At 64.7% G+C, this 20,114-nt stretch carries 19 protein-coding genes and 1 tRNA gene; 8 read left to right on the forward strand and 12 right to left on the reverse strand.

From position 1 onward, the window contains the following. Nucleotides 1-24: 24 nt before the first annotated feature. A complete protein-coding gene (locus J2X38_RS10470) occupies nt 25-1,203 on the reverse strand; it encodes a CoA transferase (protein WP_310253808.1) in 1,179 nt (392 codons plus the stop codon). A 141-nt stretch (nt 1,204-1,344) separates the two neighbouring features. Here J2X38_RS10470 and J2X38_RS10475 point away from each other — a divergent pair, with 141 nt between their 5' ends. Both J2X38_RS10475 and J2X38_RS10480 read left to right on the forward strand, forming a co-directional pair. After that, nucleotides 1,345-4,587: an amidohydrolase family protein gene (locus tag J2X38_RS10475; RefSeq protein ID WP_310253810.1), complete on the forward strand. Its 3,243-nt coding sequence runs from the start codon at nt 1,345-1,347 to the stop codon at nt 4,585-4,587. A 92-nt stretch (nt 4,588-4,679) separates the two neighbouring features. After that, nucleotides 4,680-4,769, forward strand: a tRNA-Ser gene (locus J2X38_RS10480). A 63-nt stretch (nt 4,770-4,832) separates the two neighbouring features. Here J2X38_RS10480 and J2X38_RS10485 read toward each other — a convergent pair. Beyond that, a complete protein-coding gene (locus J2X38_RS10485) occupies nt 4,833-5,456 on the reverse strand; it encodes a Yip1 family protein (protein WP_310253812.1) in 624 nt (207 codons plus the stop codon). 180 nt (nt 5,457-5,636) lie between these two features. On the opposite strand from J2X38_RS10485, the gene hspQ reads away from it, so the two are divergent. Beyond that, complete coding sequence (gene hspQ, locus J2X38_RS10490; RefSeq protein ID WP_310253814.1) at nt 5,637-6,011, forward strand: heat shock protein HspQ; 375 nt, start codon at nt 5,637-5,639, stop codon at nt 6,009-6,011. Between the two features lie 6 nt (nt 6,012-6,017). On the opposite strand, the gene J2X38_RS10495 is transcribed toward hspQ, so the two are convergent. Continuing rightward, entirely contained in the window at nt 6,018-6,890 is an 873-nt protein-coding gene (locus tag J2X38_RS10495) for an ABC transporter permease (protein WP_058538419.1), read from the reverse strand. A 123-nt stretch (nt 6,891-7,013) separates the two neighbouring features. On the opposite strand from J2X38_RS10495, the gene J2X38_RS10500 reads away from it, so the two are divergent. Both J2X38_RS10500 and J2X38_RS10505 read left to right on the forward strand, forming a co-directional pair. Beyond that, nucleotides 7,014-7,706, forward strand: a complete 693-nt coding sequence (locus J2X38_RS10500; protein ID WP_310253818.1) for a GcrA family cell cycle regulator — start codon at nt 7,014-7,016, stop codon at nt 7,704-7,706. 10 nt (nt 7,707-7,716) lie between these two features. Further along, nucleotides 7,717-8,115 carry a PaaI family thioesterase gene (locus J2X38_RS10505; RefSeq protein WP_058538417.1) on the forward strand — a complete coding sequence of 133 codons (399 nt, stop codon included), beginning with the start codon at nt 7,717-7,719 and terminating at the stop codon, nt 8,113-8,115. Nucleotides 8,116-8,169: 54 nt separating this feature from the next. Here the strand turns inward: J2X38_RS10505 and J2X38_RS10510 are convergent, their stop codons facing one another. Continuing rightward, a complete protein-coding gene (locus J2X38_RS10510) occupies nt 8,170-9,003 on the reverse strand; it encodes an outer membrane beta-barrel protein (protein ID WP_310253821.1) in 834 nt (277 codons plus the stop codon). A 158-nt stretch (nt 9,004-9,161) separates the two neighbouring features. Here J2X38_RS10510 and parE point away from each other — a divergent pair, with 158 nt between their 5' ends. The 3 genes from parE to J2X38_RS10525 all read left to right on the forward strand — a co-directional run bounded on the left by parE (nt 9,162) and on the right by J2X38_RS10525 (nt 12,981). Beyond that, a complete protein-coding gene (gene parE / locus J2X38_RS10515) occupies nt 9,162-11,141 on the forward strand; it encodes a DNA topoisomerase IV subunit B (RefSeq protein ID WP_310253824.1) in 1,980 nt (659 codons plus the stop codon). Nucleotides 11,142-11,222: 81 nt separating this feature from the next. Beyond that, nucleotides 11,223-11,645, forward strand: coding sequence for a GFA family protein (locus J2X38_RS10520; RefSeq protein ID WP_310253827.1), 423 nt, complete (start codon nt 11,223-11,225; stop codon nt 11,643-11,645). Nucleotides 11,646-11,655: 10 nt separating this feature from the next. Further along, nucleotides 11,656-12,981, forward strand: a complete 1,326-nt coding sequence (locus tag J2X38_RS10525) for a serine hydrolase (protein WP_310253830.1) — start codon at nt 11,656-11,658, stop codon at nt 12,979-12,981. 1 nt (nt 12,982) lies between these two features. On the opposite strand, the gene J2X38_RS10530 is transcribed toward J2X38_RS10525, so the two are convergent. From J2X38_RS10530 to uvrC, 8 genes are read right to left on the reverse strand one after another with little or no spacing between them, the layout of a single operon-like run. Then, nucleotides 12,983-13,465: a DUF417 family protein gene (locus J2X38_RS10530; RefSeq protein WP_310253832.1), complete on the reverse strand. Its 483-nt coding sequence runs from the start codon at nt 13,463-13,465 to the stop codon at nt 12,983-12,985. A gap of 57 nt (nt 13,466-13,522) precedes the next feature. Then, the gene (locus J2X38_RS10535) at nt 13,523-14,317 is read right to left on the reverse strand and encodes a LysR family transcriptional regulator (RefSeq protein ID WP_310253834.1); all 795 of its coding nucleotides are present in this window, start codon (nt 14,315-14,317) and stop codon (nt 13,523-13,525) included. Then, complete coding sequence (gene apaG, locus J2X38_RS10540; RefSeq protein WP_310254841.1) at nt 14,314-14,715, reverse strand: Co2+/Mg2+ efflux protein ApaG; 402 nt, start codon at nt 14,713-14,715, stop codon at nt 14,314-14,316. The genes J2X38_RS10535 and apaG overlap by 4 nt, the downstream gene beginning before the upstream one ends. 23 nt (nt 14,716-14,738) lie before the next feature. Then, nucleotides 14,739-15,947, reverse strand: coding sequence for an aminotransferase class I/II-fold pyridoxal phosphate-dependent enzyme (locus J2X38_RS10545; RefSeq protein ID WP_310253836.1), 1,209 nt, complete (start codon nt 15,945-15,947; stop codon nt 14,739-14,741). A 5-nt stretch (nt 15,948-15,952) separates the two neighbouring features. Further along, the gene (leuB, locus tag J2X38_RS10550) at nt 15,953-16,999 is read right to left on the reverse strand and encodes a 3-isopropylmalate dehydrogenase (protein WP_310253838.1); all 1,047 of its coding nucleotides are present in this window, start codon (nt 16,997-16,999) and stop codon (nt 15,953-15,955) included. Nucleotides 17,000-17,047: 48 nt separating this feature from the next. After that, entirely contained in the window at nt 17,048-17,785 is a 738-nt protein-coding gene (recO, locus tag J2X38_RS10555) for a DNA repair protein RecO (protein WP_310253840.1), read from the reverse strand. After that, nucleotides 17,773-18,165, reverse strand: a complete 393-nt coding sequence (locus J2X38_RS10560) for a PaaI family thioesterase (protein WP_058538410.1) — start codon at nt 18,163-18,165, stop codon at nt 17,773-17,775. The genes recO and J2X38_RS10560 overlap by 13 nt, the downstream gene beginning before the upstream one ends. A gap of 10 nt (nt 18,166-18,175) precedes the next feature. Continuing rightward, nucleotides 18,176-20,110 carry an excinuclease ABC subunit UvrC gene (gene uvrC / locus J2X38_RS10565; RefSeq protein WP_058538409.1) on the reverse strand — a complete coding sequence of 645 codons (1,935 nt, stop codon included), beginning with the start codon at nt 20,108-20,110 and terminating at the stop codon, nt 18,176-18,178. Nucleotides 20,111-20,114 lie beyond the last annotated feature (4 nt).

The following is a 20,114-nucleotide window of genomic DNA, read 5'->3' on the forward strand; positions in this document are numbered from 1 at the left end:
TGCCGTTTGTCCACCCTTCCCGGCTCAAATAATCTTTGCCCCGCGCAAAGCCGAAATGGCTTTGGCGTCATATCCGAGTTCGGCGAGGATCGCGTCGCTATGCTCGCCGACCTGCGGCGCGCGCCGTGCGGTGCCTTTGTCGCTAGCTGAAAGGCGGATCGGCGCGCGGATCATGGGAACCTCGCCCAGCGCGCCCGGATAACCCACCGGCTCGACCAGTCCCATCGCCGCGACCTGCGGCTGCGCCAGCGCCTCGCCCGCGCGCAGAACCGGGGCAGCCGGGACGCGACCCGCGGCGAGCTCATCGATCGCTTCCGCGCTCGTGCGCTCGATGCACCAGCGCTGCATGATCGCGCTCAGTTTCGTGCCATTATCGCCGCGTAAAATGTCGCTGGCATAAAGCGGATCGCCGACCAGATCGGGCCGCCCGACCAGTTCGGCCCAGCGCGCGAAGATGCCATTGCCGACAATCTGGGTGATGATCCATCCGTCGCGGGTGCGGAAGATGTCGGTGGGTCCCGAACTAAAGGCGCGGTTGCCGATCGGCTGGCGATCGATGCCGTTCAGCGCATGGTCGATCGTCAGCGCGTTCGACATCGCGAGCGCGGTGCCGAGCAGCGATCCCGAAACGCATTGCCCCTTCCCCGTCGCCTCGCGCCCGCGCAGCGCGAGCATGACGCCGAACGCGCAGTGGAGCGCGGTTCCGAAATCGACATAATTGACCTGCGCGCGATAGGGCTGGTCCGGCGTGCCAGTGAGGTGCACCGTCCCCGACATCGCCTGCCCCACCGCGTCGAACCCGACGCGGCTCGCGAGTGGCCCCTCGCTGCCGAATGCCGATGCGGTCGCAAGGATAATGCGCGGGTTTATCGCTACCAGGCTGTCGTAATCGAGCCCGAGTTTTACGAGGGCATCGTGCGGCATGTTCGCGATCACGACATCGGCGGTTTCGACCAACCGGCGGACGATCTCCCGCCCCTCCGGACTTCCGGGCTTCAGCGTCAGGCAGCGTTTGGCGCGGTTCATTTGCATGAACATCGCGCCCGACCCATCTTCGGCGACCGGCACTGAATAGCGATCGTCATTGCCCCCCGGCGCCTCGATGCGGATGACATCGGCGCCATAATCGGCGAGCAACGCCGCGCAATAGGGGCCGGCGATATAGCGACCGAAATCCAGTACCTTGATTCCCTTGAGCGGCACGCTTTGCTCTCCCAATCCCATTCTTTCGACCGGGCTAGCAGCCGCTTGTCGACCCTGCCAGCTCCTTCGTCGAAAGCTGCCGCTTGCATGTTCGCGGGCGAACCATATGGTCGGCACATAATTTCAAACGGGGATAATTTCATGGCGCGCTTCGCTCTCGCCCTCGCGGCGACTTTGGCTTGTTCAACCTCGGTCTGGGCGCAGAGCGCGCCCGCCTCTCCTCCCGCCGCCGACGCGAAACCCGACAAATGGGACGTCAACGCGCCCCCCGGCCTCGCAACGCGCAAGGTCCAGCTGTCGGTCGACGAGGGCAGCTGGATGAACGTCGACGTCGCGCCCGACGGCCGGACGATCGCGTTCGACATGCTCGGCGACATTTATACGATGCCGATCGAGGGCGGGACGCCGACGCGGATCGCCGAGGGGCTCGCCTATGAGCATCAGCCGCGTTTCTCGCCCGACGGCAAGCGTATCGCCTTCGTCTCCGACCGCGCGGGCGGCGACAATATCTGGCTGATGAACCGCGACGGCAGCGACAAAAAGCAGATCTCGAAGGAAGATTTCCGCCTGCTCAACCAGCCGAGCTGGTCGCCCGACGGCCAGTTCATCGTCGCCAAGAAGCATTTCACGACGGGCCGCTCGCTCGGTACCGGCGAGGTGTGGATGTACCATGTCTCGGGCGGCGCCGGCGTGCCGCTGGTCAAGAAGCCGAACGAACGCCACCAGAAGGAACTCGGCGAGCCGATTTTCGCCGCCGATGGCAAGAGTGTCTTCTACACGCGCAACGTCACCCCGGGTCCGATCTTCGAATATGCGCAGGACAGCAACACCGACCTCTTCCACATCGAACGCTACAATCTTGAGGATGGCAAGGTCAGCACTGCGGCGTCGGGACCCGGCGGCGCGGTGCGCCCGACCCCCTCGCCCGACGGCAAGCGCCTTGCCTTCGTGCGCCGCGAAGGAACGCAGTCAAAGCTCTATGTGAAGGACCTCGCCTCGGGCACCGAGAAGAAGGTCTATGACATGCTCGACCAGGATGTGCAGGAAACCTGGGCGGTCACCGGCGTCTACCCGAATATGGCGTGGACCCCCGATAGCCGCGACATCGTCTTCTGGGCCGGCGGCCAGCTCCGCCGCGTCAGCGGTGCCGGCGGCGACGCGCGGATCATCCCGTTCAGCGTCAACGACGACCGCACGATCGTCGATGCGACGCACCCGGCGGTGGAAGTCGCGCCCGACAGTTTCGCGACCAAAATGCCGCGCTGGGCCGAAGTGTCGCCCGACGGGCGCAGCATCGTGTTCGAAACGCTCGGCAAGCTGTGGGTCAAGCCCGCGACCGGCGGCAGCGCACGGCGGCTGACCGCGGCGAAGGACGACGCAATGGAGCTGTGGCCGAGCTGGTCGCGCGACGGCAAATCGCTCGTCTTCGTGCGCTGGACCGACGGCGGCATGGGCGAGATTCATGTCGTTGGCGCGGGCGGGGGCGCCTCGCGCAAGCTGACCACCTCCCCCGGCCATTATGCCGAACCGCGTTTCTCGCCCGACGGCAAGACAATCGTATTCGAACGGCGCGGCAGCGGCGGGCTGACCTCGGCGCGCTGGAGCGAGGATCCAGGCGTCTATCGCATCGCCGCGGGCGGCGGGGCGGCCGAGCGGATCAGCAGCGACGGCGCCAAACCGCAGTTCGCGTCGACCAGCGACCGCGTCTTCATGGTCACGGCGGGCGACGGCAAAAGCCAGCTCGTCAGCACCGACATGAGCGGCCAGGACAAGCGCGTCCACGCCAATGGCGAGCTCGTCAGCGATTATGAAATCTCGCCCGACGGCCGCACGCTGGCGTTCCGGCAGAACTACGACGCCTATGTCACCCCGCTGATGCCCGGCGGGCAGGATGTATCGCTCGGCACCAAGAGCGGCGCGCTGCCCGTCACGCGAGTGAGCGGCAGCGGCGCCGAATATATGAACTGGTCCGACGGCGGCCGCCGGCTGCACTGGAGTCGCGGCGCGACCTTGTTCAGCGCCGACCTCGCCAGCCTCTTCACGAACGCCCCCGCCGACGAAAAGGCACCGAAGTTCACCCCGCCGACCGACGGCGTATCGCTGTCGATGACGCAGGCGGCATCGAAGCATAAGGGCATCGTCGTCATCACCGGCGCCAAGATCGTGACGATGGCCGACAAGGACGGCGGCGTGATCGAGAATGGCGCGATCGTCATCGACGGCGACCGCATCACCGCGGTCGGCCCCGCAGGCGCGATCACCGTTCCCGCGGGCGCGGTGACCGTCGACGCAACGGGCAAGACGATCGTCCCCGGCTTCGTCGACGCGCACGCGCACGGCTCGCACGGCGACGACGAGTTGGTGCCGCAGCAGAACTGGTCGGAGATCGTCAATCTCGCGATGGGCACGACGACGAGCCATAACCCGTCGTCGCGCGCGTCGGAAATCTTCGTCTCGTCCGAAATGCAGCGTGCGGGGCTGATCCTCGCGCCGCGTATCTTTTCGACCGGCGAGGTCATCTATGGCGCCAAGGCATCGGGGGTTTATGCCGAGATCAACGGCTATGACGACGCGCTCGCGCATGTTCGCCGCCTGAAGGCGCAAGGCGCCCACAGCGTCAAAAATTACAACCAGCCGCGCCGCGACCAGCGGCAGATGGTCGTGAAGGCGGCGCAGGTTGAGGGTCTGACGGTGGTGCCCGAGGGCGGATCGCTGTTCACGCAGGACGTCACGCTGATCCAGGACGGCAACTCGACCGTCGAGCACAACATCCCGCTCCACACCTTCTACAAGGATCTGGTGCAGTTGTGGGGACAGACGCAGGTCGACTATACCCCGACGCTCGTCGTGACCTATGGCGGCCCCGCGGGCGATCCCTATTGGCGCGCGCATACCAATGTGTGGGAGCATCCGATCCTGTCGCGCCATGCCCCGCCGGCCGAACTCGCCGCAAACAACAAGCGCCGCGTGATCGCCCCTGAAAGCGATTATGTCGATGATGATTCGGCGCGTGAGGCGGGCAAGATCGCCGCGGCGGGCCGCATGGTGTCGATCGGCGCCCACGGTCAGCAATCGGGGCTCGGGGCGCATTGGGAAATCTGGTCGTTCGTACGCGGCGGGTGGAGCAACATCGATGCGCTGCGCGCCGCGACGATCATGCCTGCGACCTCGCTGGGCTATGCGAAGGATGTGGGATCGCTCGAGGCGGGCAAGCTCGCCGATCTGCTGATTCTCGACGCCGATCCGACCGAAAATATCCGCAATACCGAACAAATCCATCGTGTGATGCTCGGCGGGCGGCTCTACGATCCGCTGACGATGAACGAGGTCGACACGGGGATGCGCAAGCGCCAGCCCTATTGGTGGGAAGCCGACAAACCCTGAGCGATCCTTATAATCCCGCGGCGGGCCGTAATTTTGTGACGAGAGGGTTGCAAGACGTTCGGACCGCCGCTAGGGGCGTCTCCTCTCAGCGAGGAGAGTTGGCTGAGTGGTCGAAAGCGTCGCACTCGAAATGCGAAGTGCCGGCAACGGTACCGAGGGTTCGAATCCCTCACTCTCCTCCATTTTTCTACAATTTGACCACAGCAAGCAGCCCCGGCGCATCACCGGGGCCGCTCGCGTGCGCGTTACCTTATGGTAGCGAATGATGGCGCGGCGAGCGCCGCGACGACAGCGCCAACGATCAGGAACAGCACGATGTAAACGATGACCACGACCACCGTGTAGCCCAGCGCCTTGTCCTGCGGCACCTTCATCAGCACCGGCAAGCCGAGATACAGCAGATAAAGCCCGTAAAGCGCAAACAAGAGGCCGATGATGGCGAGCGCGGGCAGGATCCCGAAAATACCGCCGACCCAGCCAGCGGTCGCCGAATAGGCCGCAACCTTCAGCGCCTGGACCTGATCCTTTTGCCCGCCGAAGTTCGGTGCGAGGCCGTCGATGACCAGCGCGAGGATGAAGATCGTCGCCAGCGACAGTCCGTAAGAGACGATCGCCGACACAAGCGCGCCCACCAACGGCGGATGATAGGTCACACCGAGCATGGTGAACCCGAAAACCTGCCCGCCGATGAACCCGGCGAGCGGGCCGATCGCCGCCAGGATCAGCACATAGGGCACATAGATCGATTGCGTCGTCGCCGGCTCGGCGGCGATGACCGGCCATGTCTCTTTCGGCTTGAGAAGGATGTCCTTCGCGCGCTGGATAATGCCCGAAGCCGGGCCGGAGATATTGGGTGGTAAGTCCGTCATAATGCGTCTCCCCTGATCGTGCGGCCCACAACCCGAACGGGATATGCAAAAGCCAGAAGAGCTATTTAGCCCGCATCGCCAATGCATCTGTAACGCTGATCACAGCCCGATTCGGCAAACCACAGCCGAATTGGAATGTAACGGACTTGAAACGTGCGTAAACTGCCATAGATTGGTCCTATGACGCCCGAATCCACTTCCGAACTTCCCGCCACCGTTACTGCACCGCTCATTGGTCGGGCGCGTTTCGCGCCGGGCGATATCGTGCGCCACCGGATGTTCGACTTTCGCGGAGTCGTATTCGACATCGACCCCGTCTTTGCGAACAGCGACGAATGGTATGAGGCGATCCCCGAGGATATCCGCCCGGCGAAGGAGCAGCCCTATTACCATCTGCTCGCCGAGAACGGCGATTCATCGTACATTGCCTATGTCAGTCAGCAGAATCTGGTCGCCGACGGCGACGGCGGGCCGATCGACCATCCGCAGATCGACGCGATGTTCGAGGGGCTGGAACGCGGCCGCTACCGCGTCCGCGCCATCCATCGCCACTAAGAGCGATCAGGCTTTCAATTTCCATCCCGAGGCAAGCAGGCGATAGGTCAGCAGGCCCAGTCCGATATTGACCCCGACCAGCACCAGCGCCGCAGTCAGCACAGGGTTGGCGATCGTCGAATCGACCGTGCCGATGAAACCGTAGCGAAAACCCATGATCGCATAATAGACCGGATTGCCGTGCGCGATCGTCTGGAACCATGGCGCGAGCTTGTCGACCGAGTAAAAGGTCCCCGACAGCAGCGCGAGCGGGGTGACCACAAAATTGGTCACCGCGGCGGCATGATCGAACTTCTCGGCCCAGACCGAGGTGATGAGGCCGAGGAACCCGAGCATCGAAGCGCCAAGCACGCCAAAAACCGCGACCGCCCAAAGATGGTCGGGCATGACATGCACACCGGGCCACAGCAGCATCGCGAGCCACAGCGCCAGGCCGACGAGGATCGAGCGCGTGATCGCGGCGCCAACCAGCGCGATGATCAATTCGCCCACCGCGAGCGGCGGCATCAGATAATCGACGATCGTCCCCTGGATCTTGCCAACCAGCAGCGAAAAGCTCGAATTGGCGAAGCTGTTCTGCAGCATCGCCATCATGATCAGGCCGGGCGCGATGAAATCGGCGAAGGGCACCCCGATGACCGTCCGCCCCGCCCCGCCCAGCGCGACGGTGAAAATGACGAGGAACAGGAGCGTGGTAATCGCGGGGGCCCAGATTGTTTGCAGCTGGACCTTGAAAAACCGCCGCACCTCCTTGACATATAGCGCGTGCATGCCGGGCACGTTCAGCGTTCGAATATGGGGAACGCCGGGTTCGGCAAAAGTTGGAGTCGCGGCGGAATTTGTCGAGTCGGGGCGCGAAATTTGGGGCTGGTCGTTCATGGCGTTCTCGCCTATCGCCTCCCCGATCTTACCGCAAGCTGGGCAACGACTGAATGCCGGTCCCGAAAGGATCGACAATCGGATCGTCTAACCGCCCGCAGCGTGAATGATGAGGAATAGATTATGTCATGGACCGACGAGCGCATCGAAAGCCTGCGCACCATGTGGGAAAAAGGGCTGACCGCCAGCCAGATCGCCGATGAACTCGGCGGCGTGAGCCGCAATGCGGTGATCGGCAAGGCGCATCGCCTCGGCCTGAAATCGCGCCCGTCGCCCGTCAAGGCGACCGAGAAAGCGAAGCCGGTCAAGGTGGCAGCGCCCGCCACGCCGAAACCCGCCGCCCCCGTTTCCGCGCCGCGTGCTGCCGCACCGGTGGCGCCGCGCCCGGTGGCACCTGCCCCGAAACTCGATGCCAAGCCGGCCGTCGACACGCCGAACGCCGACGGCGGATTGGGTGATCCGACGCCGAAGGCCGACGCACCGCGCATCGTCTCGATCGGTCCCGGCGGTTTCATCCGCCAGGGACCCGGCGATCAGCAGGCGCCGATTCCGCCCGCGCCGCCGCGCCGGCTGGTGCCCGCCAAGCCGAGCCCCGAGATCGCCGACAAGACGACCTTGCTCGACCTCAACGACCGCATCTGCCGCTGGCCAATGGGGCATCCGGGCGAACCCGACTTCCATTTCTGCGGCGAAGCCGTGAACCCGGGCTTCCCCTATTGCGTCGAGCATTGCGGCCGCGCCTATCAGGCGCAGCTGCCGCGCGGCACGCGCCGCCCGCCCCCGCCGCCGCCATTCGGTGGTCCCCGAGTTCGTTAAGGCGCGTCCGGTGAGGCCTTTCGGCCAGGATTTCCAGTTCGCGCGCGCGCTTGGCCTGCAAATGGTCGAGCGCGGCGACGGGCGCTGCACGATGGCGATCGACATCGAACGCGAACGCCACTTCAATCCGAACGGCGTGGCGCACGGCGGCGTTGCCTATTCGCTCGCTGACACCGCAATGGGCGGCGCGCTGATGAGCATGCTCGAAGACGGGCTGGTCTGCGCGACGCTGGAGATCAAATTCAACTATCATGTCGGCGTGCGCGAAGGCCGGCTGACGTGCGAGGCCACCGTCCTTCACCAAGGCAAACGGATCGCCAATATCGATGCGCGGCTTTATCAGGACGGCCGCCTCGTCAGCAGCGCGAACGGCAATTTCGCAATTTTCGCGGCGCCATCGGCCCGATAGGCGAAAGGCGCCGGGTCCTTCGACCCGACGCCTCCCGTTCCCGCTCCCAAGAGGTCAGAAGCGGTAACTGATGCTCCCGCGGACACTGTGCGTCCGGAAGTGCGAACCGCTGCGCTGAATATCGGTGCCCCCGCCGTTCAGCAGGAAGGGATTGGTCGGCGGCGCGGTGCCCGGTCCGACGTTCACTCGGTAATCGTCGTCCTTCACGTCGGAATAGAGATATTCCAGGCCGACCGCGATCTTGTTGGTAAGCATCAGCTCGGCGCCGCCGCCGGCGGCGTAACCCCAAGCATGCGTCTTGCCATTGTCGGCAAAGCTGTTCGCGGTGTTCGAGGTCACGAACTTGTTGTCGAGGCGCGCGTAAGCCGGGCCGCCGGTGACATAGAAGAGCGCGCCGCCGCCGGGCGTGTAGCCGGCGCGGACGCGCAGGCTGCCCTGATAATCGGCCTCGCGGCTCATCGTATAGCTCGCGGGCGTGGTCGAAAAGCCGCTCACGCTGTCACGCGCGACGCTGCGACCGCCTTCCAGAAGCGCGCCGACAACGAAATTACCCATGCGCTGGTCGAGGCCGATGCGGCCGAAGAATTCGGGGCCATCCTTGTCGTTGCGGCAGCCGAGGTTCGCGGTGCCTGTCGCGGCGCCGTTACAGAATCCCGGCGAAAAGGCGTTGGCGCCCCCCGACGTGGTGACCTGGTCGCCATAGCTGCCGTCGCGGTTGGTGTCGAAGACGAGCGTTTCGCCGCGGTCGTTGCCTTGAAGCGTGCCGCCGCCGCCGATGCTGATATAGGGCCCGTTGAAATCCTGCGAGGTGTCGCGGCCTTCCTGCGCCATCGCGGGCATCGCGATAGCGGTGGCCGCAAGCGCGGTGAGGAGAGAGAGGTTTTTCATTTTTTACTCCACTTTTTGAACGACTTTGCAGTCGAAACCCCAACCCTTCGCATCCGACCAAGGTTCCCTCTTGTCTCGAAAATGGGGTGAACCGGGCTATGCACTGTCGCCGAAAAGCGCCCTTGCCAGCCGCCTTGGCGGCCCCCTATAGCTGGCTCATGAGTCACGATTTGTTCGACGCCGCGAACCCCGCCACCGACAGCTATAACGCTTCGCAGATAGAGGTGCTGGAAGGGCTCGAACCCGTCCGCCGGCGTCCCGGTATGTATATCGGCGGCACCGACGAGCGCGCGCTGCATCACCTCGCCGCCGAAGTCATCGACAACAGCATGGACGAAGCGGTCGCGGGCCACGCGACACGGATCGAGATCGAACTCGACGTCGGCAACCGGCTGACCGTCGTGGACAACGGCCGCGGCATGCCGGTCGATCCGCATCCGAAATTCCCCGGCAAGTCGGCGCTCGAGGTCATCATGACCATGCTCCACTCGGGCGGCAAGTTCGAGGGCAAGGCTTACGCAACTTCGGGCGGCCTGCACGGCGTCGGGGTCAGCGTCGTCAACGCGCTGTCGGTCGAAACCGAAATCGAAGTGGCGCGAAGCAAGCAATTGTATCGCCAGCGCTTTTCGCGCGGCACGCCGCTCGGCGGGCTCGAGGAACTCGGCCCCACGCCGAACCGGCGCGGGACAAGTGTCAGTTTCGTCCCCGACCCCGAGATTTTCGGCGATCACGGACGGTTCAAGCCGCAGCGCCTGTATCGTATGGCGCGCTCGAAAGCCTATTTGTTCGCCGGCGTCGAAATCCGCTGGAAATGCGCGCCCGAACTGATCGGCGACGACACGCCCGCCGAGGCGACGTTCCAGTTCCCCGGAGGTCTCGCCGATCATTTGAAGGAACAGATCGGCACACGCGAATGCGCGACCGCCGAACCTTTCGTCGGACGCCAGGATTTCCCGGGCGACCAGGGCCGTGCCGAATGGGCAATCGCCTGGCCGCTCTGGTCCGACGGATCGTATAGCTGGTATTGCAACACCATCCCGACCCCCGCGGGCGGAACGCATGAAGCGGGCCTGCGCTCGGCGCTGACCAAGGGTCTGCGCGCCTTCGGCGAGTTGATCGGCCAGAAAAAGGCCGCACAGATCACCGCCGAAGACGTCTTCAACGGCGGCGAAATGATGCTGTCGGTTTTCATCCGCGATCCGCAGTTCCAGAGCCAGACGAAGGACCGGCTGTCGAGCCCCGAGGCGGCGCGCTTCACCGAAAACGCCGTGCGCGACCATTTCGACCACTTCCTGTCCGACAATATGGACCGCGGGCGGGCGCTGCTCGGCCTCGTCCTCGACCGGATGGACGAGCGCCTCAAGCGCAAGGCCGAACGCGAAGTCAAACGCAAGACCGCAACAAGCGGGCGCAAGCTCCGCCTGCCTGGCAAGCTCACGGACTGTGCGAATGATGGTCCCGAAGGCACGGAATTGTTTATCGTCGAAGGCGACAGCGCGGGCGGCAGCGCCAAGCAGGCGCGCGACCGCAAGACACAGGCGATCCTGCCGATCCGCGGCAAGATCCTTAACGTCGCGAGCGCCAGCAACGACAAGATCCGCGCTAATCAGGAAATCGCCGATCTCGCGCTCGCGCTCGGCTGCGGGATGCGCAAGGATTGCGACGCCGACCGGCTGCGCTACGAAAAAATCGTGATTATGACCGACGCCGACGTCGACGGCGCGCATATCGCGACCTTGCTGATGACCTTCTTTTTCCAGGAAATGCCCGACATCGTGCGCCGCGGCCACGTCTATCTGGCGCAGCCGCCGCTCTATCGCATCACCTCGGGCAACACCTCGGTCTATGCGCGCGACGATGCCCATCGCGCCGAGATCGAGGCGACACAGTTCAAGGGCAAGAAGGTCGACGTCGGGCGTTTCAAGGGTCTCGGCGAAATGAACCCGAACCAGCTCAAGGAAACGACGATGGATCCCGCGACGCGTTCGATGCTGCGCGTGACGCTGCCGCAGGAATATGAAGAGCGGCATTTGGTCAAGGACCTGGTCGACCGGCTGATGGGCAAGCACCCCGAACACCGTTTCCAGTTTATCCAGGCCAATGCCGCGACGCTCGACGAGGCGGCCATCGACGCCTGATTTTGAGCTTTGACCGATAACTTCCTGCGTTCGGGGAGGATTTATGAGCGGGCGGCGGGCAGAAATTGGAGAAGGGCGCTGGTGAGCAAGCGATACAGCGGCGGATGCCTGTGCGGTAGCATTCGGTTCGAAGCAGCGGGAGCCGCCGCCAAACCCCATACTTGTTCGTGTAAAATATGTCAGCGGCACACGGGGGCGCTGACCGCGGCCTGGGTCGAATTCCCTACCGACGAAATAAGCTGGACCGGTCCCGGAGGGCCGCCATCCACTTGGCGATCATCGGATTTTTCCAGCCGGACCTTCTGCCCGACCTGCGGGAGCAGCTTGGGCGCGATCGATGACGAACCGATTGTCGCCTTGCTTATCGGGGTGTTCGACAAGCCGGACGACAAGGCGTTGATGCCGATTTCGCACGCCTTTCGCGACTGCCGTCCCAAATGGTGGTGTGCTGACGTAAAAGCCGCGCTTCCCCAAAACGACCCGTCCGCCGGGGCACCGGATTGAGGAGAAGGCCTTGATATCCGTCTTCAATAGGCTCGCCGTCGCAATGCTTGCGGCCGCCCTGCCCGCTTCCACCACGCTGGCCCAATCGCCCGAAACGACCGCACCGGCTCCGGCTACCGCCTTCGACCGTCGCGCTGCCCAACTGGTCGATCTCCTCGCCGGCAGGATCGCCTTTGCTGACTATTTCGACCCATCATTCCAGAAGGCCGTCCCCGAAGCTCAGTTCAAGACGTTCATCGCCGGCCTGATTGCGCAATATGGAAAGCCGGTCGCCATCGACAGCGCTACCCCGACCAGCGGCCGTTCGGGAACGGTCCTGCTTCGCTTCGAAAGGGGCGTCGCAACCGTTCTGCTGGACGTCGGCGTAGCGGCCGGTGAGCGCGTCACCGGGCTGCGCGTCACCGGCGTCACCGTGGCCAACGACAGCTTCGACAAGGTCGCGGCCGAAATCGCCGCGCTGCCGGGGCAAACGGGTTTCCTCGTCGCCGAACTGGGTGACGCCGGCGTCCGGCCCCTTGCCTCCGCGAACCCCGACCGGCAGTTCGCGGTCGGATCGACGATCAAGCTCTATATCCTCGACGAACTCGCGGCGCAGGTTGCCACGGGCAAGCGCAAATGGTCCGACGTCGTGCCTCTGTCGCATTTCAGCTTTTCATCGGCGGGGACCGCGAACTGGCCCGCCGATACGCCCGTGACGCTGCAGACGCTCGCCAACTGGATGATCTCGGTCAGCGACAATGGTGCGACCGACACGCTGATCCACCTGCTTGGCCGCGCGCCAATCGAAGCGCGGATGAAGGATGCGGGGCACAGCGATCCGTCGCGCAACATCCCGCTGCTCACGACGGTCGAAGCCTTTGCTCTCAAGGGAAATAATTTCAATGATTTGCGTCCCGTATTTATCAAGAGCGAGGATGCCGCGCAGCGGAAGCTGATCGAGAGCAACCAGAACCGCCTCACCCTCGCCAATGTCGACGGGATCAGTTTCACCGACGGCCCGCGTTTCATCGACAGCCTCGAATGGTTCGCCAGCCCGAACGATATCGCACGGCTGATGGTTGACCTACGCGCACGCCAGTCGAAAACCCTGCTCGCCGCGATGGCGATCAACAATGGCGTCGGTCCGGTCGCTGCGGCCGACTGGACATATCTCGGTTACAAGGGCGGGTCGGAAAATGGCGTTTTGTCGATGAGCTTGCTCGGCCAACGCAAATCGGACGGCAAATGGTTCGTCGTCACCGCAAGCTGGAACAATCCCGATGCCAATGTCGACACCGGCCCTTTAATCGGGCTCGTCACACGCCTGCTCGCGCTGGCCGCGAAAACCGCTTCCTGAGTCAGGCCGCCGGTCGGGCGTGCGGCGTTTCCCGCAATGCATGACCGGCGTGAAGCGCCAGTGCCAGACAGGCGGCAAGCAGGACGGCATCCTTGAACAGGAATTGTGCGGTCGACCCCATGAATGGGAAACCATAGCCTTCCTCCCACAAGGTCGCGCCAAAGCTGAAGCTGAGCGTCACGAGAAAGGTCGCCATACCCATCAGGCCGCCAAGCAGGCCCGCACGATGCGACCATGCGCCGAGCGCGATCAGCGCGCCGGTCGACAATTCGATCGTCCCGATCACATTGCTCGTCCCCTGAACGCCGATCAGCGGGTACATCCAGGCGAACAGCGGATAGTGCATCGCCGTACGCGCGACGCCTTCGGCTTCATAAGCCGCAAATTTCGCGATCCCGAACAGGGCAAAGATGAAGACCATCGACCAGCGAAGAGCGCCGACGGCGAAAGTCTGAGCCGGCAGCTTGTCCAGAATTTTGCGCATATATCCCCCTGAATGACTGTTGCGGGGGTATTCGTGCGCGATCCCGGTTCGGTTACATCAGGCGGCCGTCAGCGCCGCGACCAGCGCCTTGACTTTCGCCTGCCGCCACTGCGGTGTCGGGGCAACGAGCCAGTAGCCCCGCTTCACCGCGACCGTTTCGCCGACCTGCCGGACACGTCCCGCCGCGATATCGGCCTCGGCGAGCATCGCGGGGACATTCGCCTGTCCGAGTCCGTTGGCAGCCGCGTCGATCGCGAGCCCGGCGTCGCCGAGGCGCAGCGCGGGTTCGCCGTCGGCCACGGGGCAGCCCGGCCACGCGATGCGTGTGTCGCTGGTGCTCCCCGGGCCGATGACGGTGACCATCGACGCGTCGGCGAGTGCCACGCCTTCATGTTCGCCCGCACCGTCGGTCCAGAAGATCGCGAGATCGAGGTTCGCTTCGGTGAAATCGATGCCGCTGTCGGCCGATACCAATGTGAAGCGCACATCGGGCGCCTGCTGGCTGTAGCGCGCGAGGCGCGGCGCGAGCCATTTCGCGGTCAGGTCGCGCGGCGCGGCGATCGTCAGCGACTGCGACGATTGCCCCGCCTGCATCGCGCGCACCGACTCTTCGAATTGCAGGAATCCCTGCCGCAGCGCGTCGAGCCCGGCATCGGCCTCGCCCGTGAGCTCCAGCCCCTTCGGCGTTCGGCGGAACAGCACGACGCCCAGCATATCCTCGAGCGCACGGATCTGCTGTCCGACCGCGGCGGGGGTCACTGCCAGTTCGTCAGCGGCGCGCGTGAAGCTCAGGTGCCGGGCAGCGGCGTCGAACACGCGCAGGGCGTTCAGGGGCAGATGGGTGCGTTTCATGACGCGGTCGCAGGCGCCACGAGCGGAAAATGCGGGATGGCGACGAGCAATTGCGATCCGTCGCCGAGTTCCATCGTGTAACTCCCCACCATCGACCCTTCGGGGGTCGGCAGCGGGCAGCCCGAAACATAATCATAGGCGCCGCCGCGAACGATCAACGGCTGCTCGCCAACGACGCCCTCGCCCTCGACTTCGCTGATCTGGCCGCGTCCGTCGCTGATCCGCCAATGACGGCTGATCAACTGCACCGCGCCCTCGCCGTGATTTTCGACACGGACATGATAGGCCCAGAACCAGCGGCCGAGCGCCGGATGCGATTGTTCGGGCAAATAGCTGACCGCCACGCGCACGGTGATCGACCCGGTGGTCGCCGCAAAGGGGAAAAAGGAGTCGATCATCGTGCTCATGGCGCCAGCGTCGCTCAAAGCCCGACCTTGGTCAATGCCTGGTCCAGATCGACGATCACGTCGCGCGGATCTTCGAGCCCGATATTGATGCGCAGCATACCCTCGACGACTCCCATGTCGATACGCGCTTCTTCGCTCACGCCATAATGCGTCGTCGACCAGGGATGGCAGCAGAGGCTGCGCGAATCGCCGATATTGTTGCTGATGTCGACGAGTTCGAGCGCGTTGAGGAACGCCATCGCCTGCTCGCGGCCGCCGTCGAGCACGAAGGAGAAGATCGGGCCGCACGCGCCCGATTGGCTCATCGCCAGATTATGCTGCGGATGGCTCGCGAGCCCCGGATGGAGCATCCGCGCAACGCGGCCTTCGATCGCCTTGCCGACCGCGAGCGCATTTTCCGACTGGCGCCGCGCGCGCAGGTCGAGCGTCTCGAGCCCCTTCAGCACCACCCACGCGTTGAACGGCGACAGGTTCGGCCCCGTGTTGCGCTGGAACGGCAGCAGCACGTCGTTGATGAATTTCTCGGTTCCGCACACCGCACCGGCGAGGACGCGCCCCTGCCCCTCCATCAGCTTCGTCGCCGAATAAGCGACGACATCGGCGCCGAAATCCATCGGGCGCTGGAGCACCGCGGTGGCAAAGGCATTGTCGACCACGGTCGTGATACCATGCGCCTTCGCGAGGCTGCACACATGCTTCATGTCGACGATGTCCATCGTCGGATTGGCCGGGGTTTCGAAGAAAAAGACCTTGGTGTTCGGCTTGATCGCCTTTTCCCACGCGTCATTGTCGCGGCCATCGACGACGGTCGTCTCGATGCCGAAGCGCGGACAGAGATGGTCGACGAGCCAGCGACACGACCCGAAGGCGGCCTTCGCGGCAACGATATGGTCGCCCGCCGAGAGCTGGCAGAGCAAGGCGGTCGTCATCGCGGCCATGCCGGTCGCCTGCGTGCGGCACGCTTCGGCGCCTTCCATCAGCGCGATACGCTCTTCGAGCATCGCAACGGTCGGGTTCTGGAGGCGCGAATAGGTCATGCCCTGTTCTTCGCCGGCAAAGCGCGCCGCGACTTCCTCGGCGCTGTCATAGGTATAGCCCGAGGTGAGGAAGAGCGCTTCCGACGTCTCGCCATGCTCGCTGCGCCAGGTGCCGCCGCGCACCGCCTGCGTCGCGGGATGCCAGCCCTTTGTTTTGCTGCGGTCGAAACCCGTCGTTTTTTTCATCTTATCTATCCGTTCAAAGCCGAAACAACCGCATCGCCCAATGCCGCCGTTCCCATATTGCCCCCCAGATCCGCACCGCGGCACCCATCCGCCAGCACCTTTGCGACCGCCGCCTCGATCCGCACCGCGCTCGCCTCGTCGCCGCCCGAATGGCGCAGCAGCATCGCGAGCGACAGGATCATCGCCAGCGGGTTGGCAACGCCCTTGCCCGCGATGTCGGGCGCGCTGCCGTGGATCGGCTCGTACAACCCCAGCTTGCCGTCGCTGAGCGATGCCGAGGCGAGCAGCCCGATCGACCCGACGCACATCGACGCCTGATCGGACAGGATGTCGCCAAAGAGGTTGCTGGTGACGACGACGTCGAACTGGCCGGGGTTGCGCACAAGCTGCATTGCGGCGTTATCGACATACATATGGGTCAGCGCCACGTCGGGGTAATCGGCGGCGACCTCGATCACCACATCGCGCCAAAGCTGCGAGGTTTCGAGCACATTCGCCTTGTCGACCGAGCACAGCCGCTTTTGACGACCCTGCGCCGCGCGGAACGCGACATGCGCAATCCGGCGCACTTCGCTCTCGCTGTACGACATGACGTCATAACCTTCGCGCTCGCCGCCGGGCGTCGTGCGCGTGCCCTTCTCGCCGAAATAGACGTCGCCGTTGAGCTCGCGGACGATCAGCAGGTCGATTGCCGACGCGACCTCAGGACGGAGCGCCGAGCTGTCCTCGAGTCCGGTGAACAGCTTGGCGGGGCGCAGGTTGGCAAACAGGCCGAGTTCGGCACGCAAGCCGAGGATCGCCTGTTCGGGGCGCAAATGGCGTTCGACATTGTCGAAGCGCGGATCGCCGACGGCGCCGAACAGGATCGCGTCGGCCGCTTTCGCCTTGGCGAGCGTCTCGGGGGGCAGCGGGTGGCCCGTCGCTTCATACGCCGCCCCGCCGACAAGCGCGCGGTCGAGCGTCACCGGCAGCGCGAGCGCGGCAAGGACCTTTTCGGTCTCCGCCATGATTTCCGGACCGATACCATCGCCAGCCAGCAGCAGGATTTTCAACGTGTCGCCCTTTCGTGTCTCGCCAGCCGCTTAGACAGCGGCGGCGCGTCACGCAACCGCCCTGCCTAGCCGGGAGACCAATCTTTCCCTCACGGTCAGCAAGTCGCGGTTGCGGCCGTCGAGAATGTCGCGGTCGAGGAAGTGGCCGGTAATAATCAGGCCGTCGAGGACATCGGCCATCGACGGGCTCGCATCATGGCCCCGCAGAAACGGCGGCAGGCGAAACAGCCGTTCTTCATAACCCGCCGCAGCGCCGGCGCTCACCGCGCCGCCCGATTTGGGGCTGATAAAGGCGAGATTGTCGGGCGAGCCGGTCACGACGCATTCCTCCAGGTTCAGCCCAAAGCCCAGTTCGGCGAGCAGCAGCAACTCGTAGCGCGCCAGCGCCGCAGCCCATTGCCGCGCCGAAGAGGCCACTCCAATCGCCTCCAGAACGGCCGACAGCGCCGAGTAGAGCGCCGGATAAGGTTGGCTTTCGGGTAGAGTCGACGCAGTGAGGCTCGTCGCCCAGTCGATCGCCGCCGACGCCAACGGCCCGGCGAGCAAAGGCGCGCGGCTTTCCAGAAGCTCCACGGTTGCACCGCCAAGCTGTTCCTCGGTACGCGCGCGCAATTCGAGCGCGATCAGATTGCCGGGCATGAGGATCGGCCGCAGCCGCCGCGAGCGTCCGCCGCGCACATAGCCCGCGATCAGCCCCGCTTCCTCGGTCAGCGCGCGCAGAATCGCGCCATGCTCGCCATGCGCGCGGACCGCGCAGACGATGGCATCGGCGGTCAGGCTGGCCAAAGCACCATCTGCGTCTGCGTCACCAGCGCGACTTCGGCGCCATCCTCGGTGCGGATGCGTGTCTGCCACACCGACAGGCGCTTGCCGATCTTCACCGGGGTGGCCTCGCCGATCAGCACCGATCCGACCGGCCCGGCGCCGAGGAAATTGGTTTTGCTCTCGATCGTCGTCGTGCCGTTGGCGCCCTCGGGCAAGGTCAGGAAGGCCCCAACGGCGCCGAGGCAGTCAGCAAAGGCCATGATCGCTCCGCCATGAACGATCCCGCCCGCGGTGCAGATTTCGGCGCGGACCGGGAGCTTGCCCGCGATACGATCCTTGCTGCCTTCATGAATCGTGACGCCCAGCGTTCCCGCAAGCGGCATGGCTGCTGCAAAATCCATAATACTCCCCTCACCGTCCAGAATGATAGAAATCATGCACCGCCTGCGCGACCGCTGCGCTGACCCCCGGCGCTTTCTGCAAATCCTCGAGGCTCGCGCCGCGCACCGCGCGTGCGGTGCCGAAATGCATCAGCAGCGCCTTCTTGCGCGACGGTCCGATCCCCGGAACCTCGTCGAGCGGCGATGCCCCCATCGCCTTCGACCGCTTCGCCCGGTGCGCGCCGATCGCGAAACGGTGCGCCTCGTCGCGCAGCCGCTGGATGTAGAAGAGCACGGCATTGTTCGGCGGCAGCGTGAATTCGCGCCCGTCGGGGTGGTAAAATGTTTCACGCCCGGCGTTGCGGTCTGGCCCCTTGGCGACCCCGACAAAGGTTAGATCGTCGATCCCCAGTTCGGCAAACACCGCCGCGACCGCCGACACCTGCCCCTTGCCGCCGTCGATCAATACCAGGTCGGGCCATTCGCCCTTCGTCCGCTCCGGGTCCTCCTCGATCGCGCGCGCGAAACGGCGCTCGAACACCTCGCGCATCATCGCGAAATCGTCGCCCGGCTGCGTCTCAGCGCGCTTGATGTTGAACTTGCGATAGGCGCCCTTGATCCAGCCTTCGGGACCCGCGACGACCATCGCGCCCAGCGCATTGGTGCCCTGGATATGGCTGTTGTCGTAAATTTCGATGCGCCGCGGCGGGTTTTCGAGATCGAAGAGCTCGGCGAGCTCGCGTCCGAGTTTCGCCTGGCTGCTGCTCTCTGCGAGCCGGCGGTCGAGTTCCTCGCCCGCGTTGCGCACCGCCTGTTCGAGCAACCGGCGACGATTGCCGCGCTGCGGTACACTGATCTCGATCTTGCGGCTGCCGCTCTCCCCCAATGCCTCGGCAAGCAGCGCGCATTCCTCGGGCTCGCGGTCGACGAGGATCAGCTTCGGCGGCGGCACGCCTTCGTAGAATTGCATCAGAAAGCTCGCCATCACCTCTGCCTCGGGTACCCCCGATACATGCGCCGGAAAAAAGCTGCGATGCCCCCAATTCTGCCCGCCACGGATGAAGAAGCCCGCGATGCACAGTTGCCCGCCCTTCGCCGCCAGCGCGAACACGTCGGCGTCGCCGAGCCCGTCGGCATGCACCGACTGGCTCCCCTGGATGAAGGTCAGCGATTTCAGCCGGTCGCGCAGCACCGCCGCCTGCTCATAATCCATCGCCTCGGCCGCCTGCGTCATCGCCGCCCCCAGCCGTTTCTGGACTGCGGTCGAGCGGCCCTCGAGGAAATCCTGCGCGTCGCTCACCAGCCCGGCATAATCCTCCTTCGAGATGCGGTCGACGCACGGCGCGCTGCACCGCTTGATCTGGTAGAGCAGGCACGGGCGCGACCGGTTGGCGAAAAAGCTGTCGGTGCAGCTGCGCAGCAGGAAGGTTTTCTGCAGCGCATTGAGCGTCTGGTGGACCGAGCCGGCACTGGCGAACGGGCCATAATAGCGCCCCTTCGCGCGCCGCGCACCGCGATGCTTCTGCACGCGCGGGAAAGCGTGATCGGTGCGCAGAAGGATGAAGGGAAAGCTTTTGTCGTCGCGCAGCAGCACATTGTACGGCGGGCGATAACGCTTGATCAGTTGCGCCTCGAGCAGCAGCGCCTCGGCCTCGCTCGTCGTCGTGACGATCTCCATCGCGCGCGTCTGCGATACCATGCGCTGCAACCGCTGCGGCAGCCGCGCGACCTGCGTGTAATTGGTCACGCGGTTCTTCAGCGCCCGCGCCTTGCCTACGTACAGCACGTCGCCGCGCGCATCGAGCATCCGGTACACGCCCGGGCGCGTCGGCAATTTGCGCACCACGCTGCGGATCGCCTCGGCGCCGCGTTCGAGGTCGGGCTGATCGCCCTCCCCGTCGCCGCCGCGGATAACATAGGTCGCTTTTTCTTCGTTGAATCGGTCGGGAGCGTTCGGGCGAGCCATGATT

The organism is Sphingopyxis sp. BE235 (assembly GCF_031457175.1).
Taxonomy (GTDB): Bacteria; Pseudomonadota; Alphaproteobacteria; order Sphingomonadales; family Sphingomonadaceae; genus Sphingopyxis.